The sequence below is a fragment of the Novosphingobium kunmingense genome (assembly GCF_002813245.1).
Lineage (GTDB): Bacteria > Pseudomonadota > Alphaproteobacteria > Sphingomonadales > Sphingomonadaceae > Novosphingobium > Novosphingobium kunmingense.
On record NZ_PHUF01000002.1, the window covers coordinates 292,261 to 304,708 of the forward strand.

At 65.6% G+C, this 12,448-nt stretch carries 13 protein-coding genes; 10 read left to right on the forward strand and 3 right to left on the reverse strand.

Annotated elements, in window-relative coordinates; translation table 11 throughout:
* Window positions 1-46 precede the first annotated feature (46 nt).
* Entirely contained in the window at window positions 47-1,837 is a 1,791-nt protein-coding gene (locus tag B0I00_RS01460) for an ABC-F family ATP-binding cassette domain-containing protein (protein WP_100865586.1), read from the reverse strand.
* Window positions 1,838-1,993: 156 nt separating this feature from the next.
* Between B0I00_RS01460 and B0I00_RS01465 the strand changes: the two genes are divergently transcribed.
* The 5 genes from B0I00_RS01465 (at window position 1,994) to B0I00_RS01485 (ending at window position 6,148) form a co-directional block, all read left to right on the forward strand.
* Window positions 1,994-2,836: an aminotransferase class IV gene (locus B0I00_RS01465; protein ID WP_100865587.1), complete on the forward strand. Its 843-nt coding sequence runs from the start codon at window positions 1,994-1,996 to the stop codon at window positions 2,834-2,836.
* Window positions 2,837-2,906: 70 nt separating this feature from the next.
* Window positions 2,907-3,629 carry an SIMPL domain-containing protein gene (locus B0I00_RS01470; protein WP_157812447.1) on the forward strand — a complete coding sequence of 241 codons (723 nt, stop codon included), beginning with the start codon at window positions 2,907-2,909 and terminating at the stop codon, window positions 3,627-3,629.
* Window positions 3,630-3,701: 72 nt separating this feature from the next.
* Entirely contained in the window at window positions 3,702-3,995 is a 294-nt protein-coding gene (locus B0I00_RS01475) for a PepSY domain-containing protein (protein ID WP_100865589.1), read from the forward strand.
* 66 nt (window positions 3,996-4,061) lie between these two features.
* Window positions 4,062-4,736 carry a response regulator transcription factor gene (locus tag B0I00_RS01480; protein WP_100865590.1) on the forward strand — a complete coding sequence of 225 codons (675 nt, stop codon included), beginning with the start codon at window positions 4,062-4,064 and terminating at the stop codon, window positions 4,734-4,736.
* 89 nt (window positions 4,737-4,825) lie between these two features.
* Complete coding sequence (locus B0I00_RS01485) at window positions 4,826-6,148, forward strand: sensor histidine kinase (RefSeq protein WP_100865591.1); 1,323 nt, start codon at window positions 4,826-4,828, stop codon at window positions 6,146-6,148.
* On the opposite strand, the gene B0I00_RS01490 is transcribed toward B0I00_RS01485, so the two are convergent.
* Window positions 6,145-6,450 (reverse strand): chorismate mutase, encoded by a 306-nt coding sequence (locus B0I00_RS01490; protein WP_100865592.1) that lies wholly within the window; start codon window positions 6,448-6,450, stop codon window positions 6,145-6,147. The genes B0I00_RS01485 and B0I00_RS01490 overlap by 4 nt on opposite strands.
* 90 nt (window positions 6,451-6,540) lie before the next feature.
* On the opposite strand from B0I00_RS01490, the gene B0I00_RS01495 reads away from it, so the two are divergent.
* From B0I00_RS01495 to B0I00_RS01505, 3 genes are all read left to right on the forward strand, one after another.
* Entirely contained in the window at window positions 6,541-7,557 is a 1,017-nt protein-coding gene (locus B0I00_RS01495; protein WP_100865593.1) for a polyprenyl synthetase family protein, read from the forward strand.
* A 175-nt stretch (window positions 7,558-7,732) separates the two neighbouring features.
* Entirely contained in the window at window positions 7,733-8,074 is a 342-nt protein-coding gene (gene sciP, locus B0I00_RS01500) for a CtrA inhibitor SciP (RefSeq protein ID WP_100865594.1), read from the forward strand.
* A gap of 196 nt (window positions 8,075-8,270) precedes the next feature.
* Entirely contained in the window at window positions 8,271-9,287 is a 1,017-nt protein-coding gene (locus B0I00_RS01505; RefSeq protein WP_100865595.1) for an aldo/keto reductase, read from the forward strand.
* A gap of 4 nt (window positions 9,288-9,291) precedes the next feature.
* On the opposite strand, the gene B0I00_RS01510 is transcribed toward B0I00_RS01505, so the two are convergent.
* A complete protein-coding gene (locus tag B0I00_RS01510) occupies window positions 9,292-9,549 on the reverse strand; it encodes a hypothetical protein (protein WP_157812448.1) in 258 nt (85 codons plus the stop codon).
* Window positions 9,550-9,619: 70 nt separating this feature from the next.
* Here B0I00_RS01510 and hrpB point away from each other — a divergent pair, with 70 nt between their 5' ends.
* On the forward strand, window positions 9,620-12,061 hold the full coding sequence (gene hrpB / locus B0I00_RS01515) for an ATP-dependent helicase HrpB (protein WP_100866429.1): 2,442 nt from the start codon (window positions 9,620-9,622) through the stop codon (window positions 12,059-12,061).
* A 44-nt stretch (window positions 12,062-12,105) separates the two neighbouring features.
* Window positions 12,106-12,384 carry an ETC complex I subunit gene (locus B0I00_RS01520; RefSeq protein WP_100865597.1) on the forward strand — a complete coding sequence of 93 codons (279 nt, stop codon included), beginning with the start codon at window positions 12,106-12,108 and terminating at the stop codon, window positions 12,382-12,384.
* Window positions 12,385-12,448: the final 64 nt, after the last annotated feature.

Sequence of the window (12,448 nt, forward strand, 5' to 3'; positions counted from 1 at the left end):
TCAAGATATTGCCCGAAACACTCCTGTCGGCAAGCGCTTTCGCGGATCAGCCTTCGACAAGCTCGGCAAGGTTCAGCCAGCGTTCCTCGGCCGCGTCCTTTTCGCCGCGGGCGGTCTCGATCGCCCGGGTGAGTGAAGCGAAGCGGGCAGGGTCGCGAGTGTAGAGCGCGGGGTCGGCCATTTCTTTCTCGTCGCGCGCGATCTGGGCGAGGAGTTCCTCGATCCGCGCCGGCAGCAGCTCGTAGTCGCGCTGGTCCTTGTAACTGAGCTTGCCTTTGCGCGGCGTCGACGCGGCGGCGGCGACTGGGGCCTCTGCGGCAGGCTTGGCCGCAGTTTTCACGGCACCGGTTCGCTGGGTCCGCTTGGCCTCCCAGTCGGCATAGCCGCCGGCAATGACATCGACCTTGCCGCTGCCGTCCAGACCCAGAGTAACTGTCACCGTGCGGTCGAGGAAATCGCGATCGTGGCTGACGATCAGCACGGTTCCGTCGTAATCGGCGATCACTTCCTGCAGCAGGTCGAGCGTTTCGAGGTCGAGGTCGTTGGTCGGCTCGTCGAGCACCAGGAGGTTCGATTTGCGGGCAAACTCGCGGGCCAGCAGAAGGCGTGACTGTTCGCCGCCCGACAGCGTGCCGACCCGCGCATCGACGAGGCCCGGGTCGAACAGGAAGTCCTTGAGATAGCCCTGGATGTGCTTGCGTACGCCGCGCACGTCGATCCAGTCGCCTCCTTCGGCAAGCACGTCGCGCACGCGCTTTTCTGGGCTGAGAAGGCTGCGTTGCTGGTCGATCATCACGCCGTGCAGCGTCTTGGCGAGCGTCACGGTCCCGCTGTCTGGTTGCAGTTCGCCGGTCAGCAGCTTGAGCAGCGTGGTCTTGCCCGAACCGTTGGCGCCGACAAGCCCGATCCGGTCGCCGCGCTGGATGCGCAGCGAAAAATCCTTGATGATCGTGCGGTCGCCAAACCTCTTGGTGACCTTGTCGGCGGTGATCACCGACTTGGTCTTCACGTCGTCGACCGCCAGTTTCATCTTGGCCGCGCCCTGCGGGTTCAACATGGCGGCACGCTGGGCGCGCATTTCCCACAGCTTTTCGAGCCGGCCCTGGTTGCGCTTGCGCCGCGCGGTGACGCCGCGTTCCAGCCAGTGCGCCTCGATCTTGAGCTTGGCGTCGAGCTTGTCGGCCGCGCGCGCCTCCTCGGCGTAGACCTGTTCCATCCACGCCTCGTAACCGCCGAAGCCCACGTCCTTGCGGCGCAGCGCCCCCCGGTCGAGCCAGATCGTCGCCTTGGTCAGGCGCTCGAGAAAAGTGCGGTCGTGGCTGATCGTCACGAAGGCACCGGTGTAGCGTTGCAGCCACCCTTCCAGCCAGTCGATCGCGGCCAGATCAAGGTGGTTGGTCGGCTCGTCCAGCAAGAGCAGGTCGGGATCGCTGGCAAGCGCGCGGGCGAGGGACGCACGGCGGCGTTCGCCCCCGCTGGCGCTCGCTGCGCTGCGGCCAAGGTCGATGCCAAGCTGGCCGGCGATTGCCTCGACCTCGTGCCTGGGTGGGGCGTCCTTGCCGGCCAGGGCAAAGTCCATCAGCGTGTCGTAACCTGTGAAGAAGGGATCCTGCTCCAGCATGACGATCCGGGTGCCCGGCTGGATCGAGCGGGTGCCCTTGTCGGCTTCGATCTCGCCTGCGATCAGCTTGAGCATGGTGGTCTTTCCCGCGCCGTTGCGGCCGATCAGTGCGAGCCGGTCGCGCGGGGCGATGGCGAGGTCGAGATCGCGGAACAGCCAGCCCGATCCCTGGTGCAGGCTGAGGTTCTCCCAGGACAGGATCGGTGCGGCGGCCATGGTGCGCGCGACCTAGGGGCAGTGCCTTTCCTTGACAAGAGCGGGTGTCGTCCACAGCGCCGCGGGTTTCATCCATCGTGCCTATCTGCCATGGTTGCCGCAGTGCCCGGCAAGGCGCGTTTCGATCACTAACCCTGCAAGGATCATGAGCTTCCGATGCGTACAGTCTGGCTGAACGGCGATTTCGTCCCCGAAACCGAAGCTGCCGTTTCGATCTTCGATCGTGGGCTCAATTTCGGGCAATCGGTCTACGAGGTCACCCCGGTGATCGAGGGGCATTACTGCAACTGGCCGCACCACCAGGCCCGGCTGGACCGTTCGCTCGCTACGGCGCGCATCGACGATGCGACCGACTGGCCGCCGATCCTGGCCGAACTGATCGCGCGCAACGGGCTGAAAGAAGGGCGGATCTACTTGCAGGTGACGGCAGGCGCGACCGCCGACCGCGCGTTTCCCTTGCCCGAGCCGGGGACAACGGCAACGCGGTTTGCCTTCACCCAGGCGGACGCGCTGATCGCGAACCCCGTGGCCGAACGCGGACAGAGGATCGTGCTCCGCCCGGATCTGCGCTGGCAGGTGCGCTCGGCCAAGACCACGCAGCTGCTCTATGCGGTGCTGATGAAGGCCGAGGCGAAGGACGTCGGCGTCGACGACGTGTGGTTGGTCGAGAATGGCGTGGTGACCGAGGCGACGAGTTCGAATGCGCACATCATCGATGCGCGCGGCGTGCTGGTGTCGCACCCGGTCGATTTTGGCGTGCTGCCCGGCGTAACACGCATCAACGTAGTCGCCATTGCGCGGGCCATGGGTCTCATGGTCGAGGAACGACCCTTCACCCCCGATGAGCTGCTGTCCGCTCGCGAGGCCTTCAGCAGCGGAGCGGGAACGCTTGTCCTGCCGGTGGTCGAGGTGGATGGAAAGCCGATCGGCAACGGCGGGCCCGGCGCGGTTACTGCCGAGATCCGCGAACGCTACATCGCCTTGCTGCGGCAAGGATGAGACGGAACCGCTGCGCCCGCGCGGCGTTCCAATGCTCACAAGTTACCGCAAAAGTGGGAGAACCTGCCAGATGATCCGTTTCGCCCTTGGTGCCTCCGCCGGGCTCGCCGCCATGACCGCGCCGGCAATCGCGGCCGAAATCCAGATCGCCTCGGCTGGACCGGTGATCGAATTGACGGTGAGCGATACGGTCAACGCCAAGCCCGATGCGGCCATGGTCTCGGCCGGTGTCACCACCCGCGCAGCCAGTGCCAATGAGGCCGCGCGGCTCAATGCCGTGCGAATGGACCAAATTATCGCCAAGCTGAAGCAGCTCGGCGTCCCGGCCGATGATATCCAGACCAGCAACTTCTCGCTGAACGCGCAGTACACCTACAACAACGATGGCCGTCAGCCGACGTTCGTCGGCTACGACGTCAACAACCAGGTGATGGTCAAGCTGCGCGATATTCGCAAGATCGGCCCGACGCTCGACGCGCTGGTGGCGGCGGGCGCGAACAATTTCAACGGGCCGAACTTCGTCCTCGAGAACGATGCGGCCGCCCGCAGCGAGGCGCGACGCAACGCCTTTGCCAGTGCCGAGGCGCGCGCGCGCGAACTGGCCGGCTATGCCGGGTTCAAGAGCGTGAAGTTGCTGGAACTGTCTGAAACCTACCAGACGGTCAGCCCGGTCTATGCCCGGGGCGAGGCTATTGCCGTCAGCGCCCAGGCCATGGACAAGACGACCCCGATCCAGCCGGGTCTGGTCGGAACTGCGGCGCAACTGAACGTCAAGTACGAGATGACGAAGTAGTCAGCTGCCTGAACGTGGGACGGTGCAACTATTCATGGCGCGTTCAATGCCTTCTGGGTAGAGCGCGGAACCATGAAGACGACCTCCCTTCTTGTTGCGCTGGCCGTTCTTGCAACGCCGCTGCCTGTTATCGCCGGTCCCGGCGGGGAGCAGGGGCAGGCGCGCAAGGAACTTCGCGCGGGCAACGTGCGATCGCTGCGCGAGATCGAGCAGCGGGTGCTGCCGACGATGGGCGGGTCGCAGTATCTTGGCCCGGAATACGATCCGGCGGCCATGGCCTATCGCCTGAAGTTCATTCGCGACGGCCGGGTCATCTTCGTCGACATCGACGCGCGGACCGGCCAGGTCATGCGCCAGTCGCGCTAGGGCGTTTGCTTGACGCCTGTGGGGAATGTCCCCATCTGATGCGCACAATCTAGGGGACATTTTGCGATGCGCATCCTTATCGTCGAGGACGAACCGACCCTCGGCAAGCAGCTCAAGGCAACGCTCGAAGCGACGGGTTATGCGGTCGATCTGTCGACTGATGGCGAGGACGGACATTTCCTCGGCTCGACCGAAGAATACGATGCGGTCGTGCTGGACCTGGGTCTGCCGGAGATCGACGGCCTGACCGTTCTCGGCATGTGGCGCAAGGAGGGCCGCAAGTTCCCGGTGCTGGTCCTGACGGCGCGCGACAGCTGGTCCGACAAGGTTGCCGGTCTCGACGCCGGAGCGGACGATTACCTGGCCAAACCCTTCCAGACCGAAGAATTGATAGCCCGCCTGCGCGCTCTTATCCGCCGCGCCTCGGGCAACACGAGCAGCGAACTGATTGCCGGCGACGTGCGGCTCGACACGCGCTCGGGCCGCGTCACGCTGAGCGGAGAACCGGTCAAGCTGACCGCGCAGGAATACAAGCTGCTGTCGTATCTGCTGCACCACAAGGGCAAGGTCGTCAGCCGGACCGAGCTGATCGAACACATCTACGACCAGGATTTCGACCGCGATTCGAACACGATCGAAGTCTTCGTGACGCGCATCCGCAAGAAGCTGGGCGCCGATGTGATCACCACGATCCGCGGGCTGGGTTACAGCCTGGACGATCCGGCGCTGCCGCGCGGATGACCTGACCGGTGGGCGAGCAGGATCGCCCCGCTCGGCCGGGCGGGGGTTCGGGCACAAGGGTCGCCCACACCGGCTCGCTTTCACGGCGCATGATGCTGATCGCGGCAGGCTGGATCGCGGTTCTGTTGCTGGGCGGCGGCATCCTGCTCGACCGGACGATTACCAGTCTGGTCACCCGAAACTTCGACAACCAGCTGGGCTACATGCTGACCGCGATGGTCGCCTCGGCCGAGATCAGCTCGGACGGGGAAGTCTATTTTAATCGTCCGCTCGGCGACCAGCGCTTCCTCGAACCCAACAGCGGGCTTTATTACCAGATCAGCGGCAAAGGCCACGAGGATTACCCTTCGCGTTCGCTGTGGGACCGGACGCTGCAGGTCAGCACCGACCATTTCGACAGCCAGCCCCACACCTTCAACGCCGATCCGTTCAAGGGGGAGCCGCTGCGCATCATGGAGCGCACGGTGATCCTGCCCGGCAGCGACACGCGCTGGACATTCGTGGTTGCCGAAAGCCGCAAGGAACTGGACGACCAGATCCGCCAGACCCGATCGATCCTGGTCTACAGCTTCGTGGTCCTTGGCCTTGGCCTGATGCTGATGGCCGCGCTGCAGACCTGGTACGGCCTTGGCCCGCTGCGCCGCGTGCGGCTTGCGATCCAGAGGATGCGCACGACTGGCGAAAACCGCGTGAACGAGCCGCTGCCGCTTGAAGTGCAGCCCCTGGTCGAGGAACTGAACGGGCTTCTCGCCCACTCGGTGAAGCAGGCCGAGGAAGCGCGGACCCATGCCGGTAACCTTGCTCACGCGCTGAAGACCCCGCTGACCGTGGTGATGAACGCCGCGACTGCCAAGGCGCCAGACCTGTCGGACACCGTGATCCGCGAGGCGGCCGTCATGCGCCGCCAGGTCGATCATCATCTGGCCCGCGCTCGCGCAGTGGGGCGCCGCGCCGTCGGCCAGGCCCGCGCCAATGTCGGCGAGAGCGTGGAAGCCGTGTTGCGCGCGGTGACGGTGCTCTACGACCAGGCCCGCTTCGACCTCGACGGCGACCGCGGGGCCACGGTCGCGATAGAGCGCCAGGATCTCGACGAGATTCTCGGCAACCTGATCGAAAACGCGGCCAAGTACGGCGGCGGCAGCGTCTTCGTGACGATCGATCCCGAGAATGATCCGCAGTTCTGCGAGATCTGGGTCGAGGACGATGGCATGGGCATCCCGGAAGAGGAACGCATTCGCATCTTCGACCGCGGCGCGCGGCTCGATACCGGCAAGCCCGGGACCGGACTTGGGTTGGCGATCGTGCGCGACGTGGCGGAAATCTATGGCGGATCGGTCACGCTTGAAGAAAGCGAGGACCTTGGCGGCCTGCTCGTCCGCCTGCGCCTGCCGCGTGCGGCTAACCTAGCCTAGTTGCCAGCCGCCTGCTCGTGGTGGCGGATTACTTCCTGGATGATGAAACGCAGGAATTTCTCGGAAAATTCAGGATCGAGTTGCGCGTCTTCGGCCAGCTTGCGCAGCCGCGCGATCTGGCGCTCCTCGCGGCCGGGGTCGGAGGCGGGAAGGGCATTGGCTGCCTTGTACTGGCCCACAGCCTTGGTGATGCGGAACCGCTCAGCGAGGATGTGGATCAACGCGGCATCGATATTGTCGATGCTCGAACGATAACCGGCCAGGGTGGCGTCGGCGGTGGAGGACAGCGCAGCGTCGGACATGATCGGTGCGCTAGCATGACTTTTTGCGCAAGACCATTGCCCGCTTTGCACTTGCCTTGCCGCAACCGGACAGGCAAGGCGCTGGCCGCAATGAGCGCCGAAATTGTTCCCCTGCGCCCGCGTGACAGCGCGCCTTCGCTGGCCCCGATGATGGCCCTGACCGCGTCCGGCATGAACGCGGTCAATTCGGTCATCCTCGAACGGATGCAAAGCGAGATCCCGTTGATTCCGGCGCTGGCCGGACACCTGATTGCCGGTGGCGGCAAGCGTATGCGGCCGATGCTGACGCTCGCGGGAGCGGCGCTGTGCGATTATCACGGCACCCGCCACCACAAGCTGGCCGCCGCGGTGGAGTTCATCCACACCGCGACGTTGCTGCACGACGACGTGGTCGACGGATCGGAGCTGCGTCGGGGCAAGGCGGCAGCCAACCTGATCTTCGGCAATCCCGCCACCGTCCTGGTCGGCGATTTCCTGTTCACGCGCAGTTTCGAACTGATGGTCGAGGACGGATCGCTGCGCGTGCTCAAGATCCTGTCGAACGCCAGCTCGATCATCTCGGAGGGTGAAGTCGATCAGCTCACCGCCGCCCGCCAGATCGAGACGAGCGAAGAACACTACCTCAAGATCATCGGCGCCAAGACGGCCGCCCTTTTCGCCGCCGCGACCCGCATTGCCGCGGTGGTCGCCGAGAAGGGCGATGCGGAGGAGCGGGCGCTCGATTCCTACGGTCGCAACCTTGGCGTTGCGTTCCAGCTGGTCGACGACGCGATGGACTACGATTCCGATGCAGGCGAAATGGGCAAGGGCAAGGGCGACGACTTCCGCGAAGGCAAGATGACCCTTCCGGTGATCCTGGCCTATGCCCGCGGCGACGAGGCCGAACGTGCCTTCTGGCGTCAGGCGATCGTCGGCCACCGCACCTCGGACGAGGACCTCGCTCATGCGGTGAGCCTGATCGCGCAGCACGATGCGGTCAGCGCGACCCGCGAAAGGGCGCGCCACTATGCCCAGCGCGCGATCGATGCGATCGCCGGCTTTCCGCCCAGCGAGGCCCACGCGGCAATGGTCGAGGCGGCCCAGTTCGCGGTAACCCGCCGCACCTGATTCGACTGCGATTCGCGTTAGTTGCAGTTCATCGTCGCTGCCGCTCGCCCTGCCGTGAGCCGTGGCCTCGCAGCGATAGGATGCAGCAGCGCATTTACCCGGATTTAACCACCGGAACGCCAAATTCACCGTGCTTGGGGGCCAACGATTTGACCAGAAATCGAGGGTCCGAACGATGATCGAATACCATAACTCCCGCGCTGCCCGCATTATCGGGCCGCACCGCGAAGTCCTTGACCGGGACAGTCTTCCGCCGCCCAACACCACCCGTTGGGTTGCAAGCCGCAAGGCCCAGGTCGTAGCCGCCGTCCAGGGCGGTCTGCTGACCCTGGAGGAGGTCATGGCGCGGTACAACCTCAGTCTTGAGGAGTTCTATGCCTGGCAACGGGCGATGGACCGTGCCGGTGTGTCGGGGCTCAGGGTTGCCTGGTCGTCCGCCGATCGCGCCGCCCGGCGTCGCGACCGGCCGCAGCTTCCGATCGCCGTTGCCGAGCGCCGGCATCTTGTCGCGGTCTGAGCGCGCAAGCGCCCCACCAGCAATCGCCTGCCCATCGCGTTGCCGCTTCCCCGAGCGGAACCTTTTTCAAGCAGCCGCCGAGGGTCCTTACCCCCTGGTCTCCAAGCAGGACCCTCGGCGCACGGGCTTGACCTTGTCGGCCTGACCGGCCACGACCCGTTGCGAAACACTACCAATCGCACCGGAGACTGATCGCATGGAACGCCGCCGCCTGGGGAAAAGCTCGATCGTCGTGTCCGATATCTGCATGGGCACGATGACATTCGGGAGCCAGACCGACGAGGCCGAAGCGATCCGGATCCTGGATGCCTGTTTCGATGCCGGAATCGATTTCTACGACACCGCCGAAGGCTATCCGGTGCCGCCCGACGCGAAGTGGGTCGGCCGCACCGAGGAGATTGTTGGCCGCTGGCTCAAGACCAAGCCGCGCGAGGCGATTATCCTGGCCACCAAGGTCTCTGGCCCCAGCCACGTCTGGTTCCGCTCGCCCCTGCGCAGCGGCATGACTTCGCTCGACCGGCGCAACATCGTCACGGCGGTGGAAGCAAGCCTCAAGAAGCTCCAGACCGACTACATCGACCTTTATCAGACGCACTGGCCCGACCACGATCTGCCCTATGACGAGACGATGGAGGTGCTCGACGAACTGGTCCGCGCGGGCAAGGTGCGGGTACTCGGCTGCTCGAACGAAACCAGCTGGGGCCTGATGAAGAGCATCGCGGCGTCCGAGCGTATGGGTGGCGCCCGCTACCACACGATCCAGAACAACTTCAGCCTGAACAACCGGCGCTTCGAGGACGAACTGGCCCAGGTCTGTCGGCAGGAAGGCGTAAGCCTCATACCCTATTCACCGATCGCTGGTGGGGTGCTGTCTGGAAAGTACCAGAACGACGCCCGCCCGGAAGGCGCACGGTTCACGCGCTATCTGGGGATGGAGGGGCGGCAGGCCGCTATGGGCCGGCGCTTCGTCAACGAAAAGTCGCTCGCCTCGACCGCCCGGTTTGCAGACATCGCCAAAGAAGCGGGGATCAGCCCTGTCACCCTTGCCGTGGCCTGGTCCAAGCAGCACGACTTTGTCGCCTCGACGATCGTCGGCGTCAGCAAGTTCGATCAGTTGGCGGAAATCCTCGCGGCGAAGGACCTGGTGCTGAGCGCCGACACGATGAAGGCAATCGACAAGGTGTCGAAGGACATCATGTACCCGATGGGCTGAAGATTCAGGCTGGCTGGATCTTCGCTTTCAGGCGTTCGCGGATCTTGAACTTCTTGTCGATGAACAAGGGCACGATCACCGACAGCGCGATGCCGCCGAGCGAGCAGACACCCAGCCAGATCGCCATCAGCGTCCCACCGGCCTGATACATGCCGTAAAGTACCGGCCCCGCCAGCACGATACCGCGGATTTCGTTCGCGACGAAGGCGACGATGGCTGACTTGAGCAGCAGGTCGACGAGAGTGGCGAAGAGCGTTGTCATGTCCATGGGAATGGCACCATTTGCTTACGAAAAAGTTGATGGAACGCCGGGATTCCCTATGCCCAGCGGTGTGAACGACCTCCCGATCCACAGTGTCCTGCCAGAGCTTCTCGCAGCCTTGCGCGTGCGCGAGAGCGCGGTGCTGATCGCCCCGCCCGGCGCGGGTAAGACGACCGCCGTGGCGCCGGCCTTGCTTGCTGAAACCTGGTGCGACCGCACTGTGCTGCTCCTTTCACCAAGGCGCGTTGCCGCGCGCGCTGCGGCCGAGCGAATGGCCGAGCTGCTGGGCGAGAAGCCGGGTGATACGATTGGCTATGCAACGCGCCTGGACAGCAAGCGTTCCAGCGCAACGCGCATTTTGGTCATGACCGAGGCGATCTTCGTCACGACCATCCTTGCCGATCCCGAACTGGCGAACGTGTCGGCGGTGCTGTTCGACGAGGCGCACGAGCGTCATCTCGACTCCGATCTGGGGCTCGCCCTGGCCCTCGAGAGCCAGGCAGTACTGCGCCCCGACCTGCGTCTTCTGGTGATGAGCGCGACGATCGACGGCGCGCGATTTGCCGACCTGCTCGGCGATGCACCTGTGATCGAAAGCGAGGGCAAGAGCTGGCCGCTCGCCATTAGATGGCTGGGCGCGCGCGCCGAGACGAGGGTTGAGGACGCGACGGTGTCTGCGGTCGTCACCGCCTGGCGCGAGGAGCACGGCGACCTGCTTTGCTTCCTGCCCGGCGTGGGCGAGATCGAAAGGGTTCGCGAAAGCCTGGCCGACCGATTGCCCGGAGCGCTGGTCCTGCCGTTGCACGGGCAGTGCGAGCCCGCCGCCCAACGTGCGGCGATCCGCCGCGATCCCGATGGACGCCGCCGCATCGTCCTGGCGACCGCGATCGCAGAGACGTCTTTGACGCTGGATGGCGTGTCGGTCGTGATCGACGCGGGACTATCGCGCCGGGCGGAGTTCGACAAGGCGGCGGGCGTTACCCGGCTGGTTACCCACCGCGCAAGCCAGGCCGCAGCCGCCCAGCGCGCAGGTCGTGCAGCACGGCAGGGCCCTGGCATCGCCTACCGCCTCTGGGAGGAGGCCGCACACGCCGGGCGGCCGGCCTTCGACCCGCCGGAAATGCAGACCGCAGACCTGGCGCCGCTGCGGCTGACTCTCGCCCAGTGGGGCGCAGCAGATCCTGCAGCATTGCCATGGATCGACGTGCCGCCTGCCGCGGCATTGGCCGCGGCAACCCGCAGCCTTCAGGCGCTGGGCGCGCTCGACGGCAGCGCGATGATCACGCAGCATGGTCGCAACATGGCGCGCCTGCCGATGGCGCCGGCGCTGGCGCACATGCTGCTCTATGCGGCGCAACATGGCGCCGAGAATGCTGCGGCCAGGCTCGCGCTGCTGTTGCAGGAGCGGGGTCTTGGCGGGCGCAGCGATGACCTGGCCGCGCGCCTGCAACGCTGGGATGCCGAACGATCCGGCCGCGCGCAGGCCTCGCGCGATCTGGCCGCGCGATGGGCGCGCCTTGCAAGGGCGATGAGCGAGGCCGAGGGGGCTGACGATCCGCCTCTGGGTATCCTCCTTGCCGAAGCGTTTCCCGACAACATTGCCCGGCGCCGCGACGCGAGCGGGGAACATTGGTTGGCGGCTGGCGGACGAGGCCTCCGGCTCGATCCGGCCTCACCTCTTGCGCGGGCCGAGTGGCTGGCGGTTGGCGATGCGCAAGGCGAGGCAAAGGGCGCGCGGATAACCAGCGCGATCGCCCTCGACGAAGCGGATGTGCTGCGCTGGCTGGCACACCGGATAGAAAAGCGCAGCAGGCTGCGCTGGGTCGCCGACGAAGCCCGGGTCGAGGCCCTGGTCGAGGCCGGGCTTGGTGCCATCACCCTTTCGCGCGGATCGGACCCCGCTCCCGATCCCGGGACTATCCGCGCTTTCCTTATCGGCAAGATCGCGAGCGAAGGCCTTTCCTTGTTGCCGCTGTCGAAAGCCAGCGAGGCTCTGCTTCGGCGGGCGCGGTTTGCCGGGATCGAAGCGTTGGGCGACCTGGCGCTGCGCGATCGGGCGGCGGATTGGCTTGGTCCGCTGCTTGGCCGTAGGCTCGATCAGACCGATCCGGCAAAAATTCACGACGCGCTGCGTGCCCGGCTCGATTATGCGGGCCAGCAGGCGCTGGACCGTCTGGCGCCTGCACAGTTCGTCAGCCCCGCCGGCACCTCGCATCCGATCGACTATGACGATCCGGGCGGCCCCAGCGTGGAACTGCGCGTCCAGGCGCTGTTCGGGCTGGATCGGCATCCGACCTTCGGCCAGCCGCCGCAGGCGCTGCTCCTCAAGCTTACCGATCCAGGCGGCAAGCCGCTCCAGACCACACGCGATCTGCCCGGCTTCTGGCGAGGATCGTGGAAGGATGTGCAGCGCGATATGAAGGGCCGCTATCCCAAGCACCGCTGGCCGGACCAGCCCTGGACCGAGTCGCCCAGCCTCAAGACCAAGAACGCGTTCAACCGCAGCATGTGACTGGGATCTTGATTTGCCGCGCGTTTCGTCGCAGGGCGCAGGCCATGGCCGCTCGCATCTATCAACGCCCGAAAAACGCCATGCAGTCCGGCAAGGCCCGGCTTGGCGAATGGATCCTCGACTTTGCGCCCGCGGAGGCGCGGAAGGCCGATCCGTTGATGGGCTGGGCGGGGTCAGGCGATACGCAGGCGCAGGTGCAACTGACTTTTGCCTCGGTCGACGAAGCCAGGGCCTATGCCGAACGCTACGGCATCGATGCTGCGGTGCATGCCGTGCCACCGCGCCGCCTGAAGCTCCAGGCCTACGCCGACAATTTCCGCTGATCCGGGGAAGCGGACCCGATCGATGCCTGGGTCGCGCAGGTAAGCAGCGACCAGGTCCGCCTCG

Coding starts and splice junctions, on each gene's coding strand:
- B0I00_RS01460 (WP_100865586.1), bottom strand. CDS start 1,837: ATGGCCGCCGCACCGATCCTGTCCTGGGAGAACCTCAGCCTGCACCAG.
- B0I00_RS01480 (WP_100865590.1), top strand. CDS start 4,062: ATGCGCATCCTTATCGTCGAGGACGAACCGACCCTCGGCAAGCAGCTC.
- B0I00_RS01520 (WP_100865597.1), top strand. CDS start 12,106: ATGGCCGCTCGCATCTATCAACGCCCGAAAAACGCCATGCAGTCCGGC.
- B0I00_RS01470 (WP_157812447.1), top strand. CDS start 2,907: ATGATCCGTTTCGCCCTTGGTGCCTCCGCCGGGCTCGCCGCCATGACC.
- B0I00_RS01490 (WP_100865592.1), bottom strand. CDS start 6,450: ATGTCCGACGCTGCGCTGTCCTCCACCGCCGACGCCACCCTGGCCGGT.
- B0I00_RS01505 (WP_100865595.1), top strand. CDS start 8,271: ATGGAACGCCGCCGCCTGGGGAAAAGCTCGATCGTCGTGTCCGATATC.
- sciP (WP_100865594.1), top strand. CDS start 7,733: ATGATCGAATACCATAACTCCCGCGCTGCCCGCATTATCGGGCCGCAC.
- B0I00_RS01485 (WP_100865591.1), top strand. CDS start 4,826: ATGATGCTGATCGCGGCAGGCTGGATCGCGGTTCTGTTGCTGGGCGGC.
- B0I00_RS01510 (WP_157812448.1), bottom strand. CDS start 9,549: ATGACAACGCTCTTCGCCACTCTCGTCGACCTGCTGCTCAAGTCAGCC.
- B0I00_RS01465 (WP_100865587.1), top strand. CDS start 1,994: ATGCGTACAGTCTGGCTGAACGGCGATTTCGTCCCCGAAACCGAAGCT.
- B0I00_RS01475 (WP_100865589.1), top strand. CDS start 3,702: ATGAAGACGACCTCCCTTCTTGTTGCGCTGGCCGTTCTTGCAACGCCG.
- B0I00_RS01495 (WP_100865593.1), top strand. CDS start 6,541: ATGAGCGCCGAAATTGTTCCCCTGCGCCCGCGTGACAGCGCGCCTTCG.